Source organism: Noviherbaspirillum denitrificans (assembly GCF_002211445.1).
GTDB classification, from domain to species: domain Bacteria; phylum Pseudomonadota; class Gammaproteobacteria; order Burkholderiales; family Burkholderiaceae_D; genus Noviherbaspirillum; species Noviherbaspirillum denitrificans.
The window spans coordinates 3122870-3125311 of the sequence record NZ_LSTO01000001.1 but is presented as its reverse complement, the minus strand read 5'-3'; the positions used below and the strand labels follow the sequence as shown (position 1 = coordinate 3125311).

Genomic DNA, 2442 nt, shown 5'->3' with positions numbered 1-2442 from the left:
GCGTGGCGGTCAACATGAAGACGCGCGAGGACGTGCTGCGGGCCTATGAGGCTGCACATGCGATCAGCGACGACGTGATCGTCGAGCGCTACATCACCGGCCACGACTACCGCATCCTGGTGGTGGGCGACCAGATGGTCGCTGCCGCCCGCCGCGAACCGCCGCAGGTCACCGGCGACGGCGTGCACAGCATCGGACAACTGATCGAGCAGGTGAACAAGGACCCGCGCCGCGGCGACGGCCATGCCACCTCGCTGACCAAGATCCGCGTGGACGACATCGCCCGCGCGGTGCTCGACAAGCAGGGCTATACCATCGACTCCGTGCCGCCCAAGGGCATGCTGGTCGTGCTGCGCAACAACGCCAACCTGTCCACCGGCGGCACCGCCACCGACGTCACCGAGGACGTGCATCCCGACATGGCCGCGCGTGCGGTGGAAGCCGCGCAGATGGTCGGCCTCGACATCTGCGGCGTGGACGTGGTCTGCGAAACCGTGATCAAGCCGCTGGAAGAGCAAGGTGGCGGCATCGTCGAAGTGAACGCCGCCCCCGGCCTGCGCATGCACCTGCAACCGTCCTACGGCAAGGGCCGTCCGGTCGGCGAAGCGATCATCTCCACCATGTTCAAGGATGGCGACGACGGCCGCATACCAGTCGTGGCGGTGGCCGGCACCAACGGCAAGACCACCACCGTCAAGCTGACCGCGCACATCCTCGCCACCGACAACAACCTGGTCGGCATGACCGGCACCGACGGCGTGTACATCGGCGACAAGCGCATCGACACCGGCGACTGCAGCGGCCCGCGCAGCGCGCGCAACGTGCTGATGCATCCCGACGTCACCGCCGCCGTGTTCGAGACCGCGCGCGGCGGCGTGCTACGCGAAGGCCTCGGCTTCGACCGCTGCAACGTCGCGGTGGTCACCAACATCGGCGAAGGCGACCACCTCGGCCTGAACTTCATCACCACCGTCGAAGACCTCGCGGTGGTCAAGCGCGTGATCGTGCAGAACGTCGCGCCCAACGGCACCGCCGTGCTCAACGCCGCCGACCCGATGGTCGCCAGCATGGCCGCGGTCTGCCCGGGTTCGGTGACCTTCTTCGCGAAGGACGTGCACCATCCGGTCATGACCATGCACCGCGCGCAGGGACGCCGCGTGGTCTATGTCGACGGTGATGCCATCGTTGCCGCCGAGGGCAAGGCCTCGCACCGCATCCCGCTCAAGGACATCCCGCTGACCCGCAACGGAACCATCGGCTTCCAGGTCGAGAATGCGATGGCGTCCATCGGCGCGGCCTGGGGACTTGGTATCTCCTGGGACGTGATCGGCAAGGCGGTGCAGACCTTCGTCAGCGACGCGCAGAGCGCGCCGGGGCGTTTCAACGTTTTCAACTACAACGGCGCCACCCTGATCGCCGACTACGGCCACAACCCGGACGCGATCCAGGCGCTGGTCAATGCGATCGACAGCATGCCGGCCAAGCAGCGCTCCGTGGTCATCAGCGGCGCCGGCGACCGGCGCGATATCGACCTGCGCCGGCAGACCGAGATCCTGGGCGATGCCTTCGACAGCGTCGTGCTGTATGAGGATGCCTGCCAGCGGGGGCGCGAGGAAGGCGAAGTTGTCGCGCTGCTGCGTGACGGGCTCAAGGATGCCAAGCGCACTCGCTCCGTGAAGGAGATCAAGGGGGAGTTTGTGGCGATTGATGCGGCGCTGGCTGAGCTTTCGGCGGGGGATCTTTGCCTGATCCTGATTGATCAGGTGGATGAGGCGTTGGCTTATATTGCTGCCAAGTGTGCTGGGTAATTCTGTTTTTCTTCGGTGACCCTGGTCAGTAGGTTCTCCGTTGATGCTAGCCGGGACTGGCCCCGGCGGGCCACTCACTTTCTTTGCTTCGCCAAAGAAAGTAAGCAAAGAAAGGCGACCCCGGCGCGCAGCCCCTTCGGGGTACCCGAAAAACTGCATCGGAAAGCGGGAAGCGCGGAAACTCGCCTTCGGCTCAGACAGTCCGCGCTTCTTTATCCGCTTTCCGATGCAGTTTTTCGGCTGCGCACAGGGGAAAGTGCGAACCCCATCCCCACCCCGGCCCTCCCCTTGAAGGGGAGGGAGCCAAACATTTCTCCGGACTATGCCAAGCCCACAAAAATTCCCTCCCCTTTAAGGGGAGGGTTAGGGTGGGGATGGGTTTAAAGAAGTCCCCCAGTGCCGACGCCAAAAGAGCGGGCGGAAAATCGGAAAAAGAAGGGCAGACTGTCTGAGCCGAAGGCGAGTTTCTGCCCTTCCCGATTTTGCGTCCGCTCTTTTGGGAACCCCGAAGGGGCGGCGGCACCGGGGTCGCCTTCTTTTGATTACTTTTCTTGGCGAGACAAGAAAAGTGATTGGCCCGCCGGGGCCAGTCCCGGCTAGTCTCCACGGAGAGCCAAACGAACCGGGTCACCGA

1 protein-coding gene is annotated in these 2442 nt (G+C 64.5%); it reads left to right on the top strand.

What is annotated here, in order from left to right:
• Positions 1 to 1808, top strand: a 1808-nt coding sequence (locus AYR66_RS15155; protein WP_170942310.1) for a cyanophycin synthetase, incomplete at its 5' end; no start/stop codon positions are given.
• Positions 1809 to 2442: the final 634 nt, after the last annotated feature.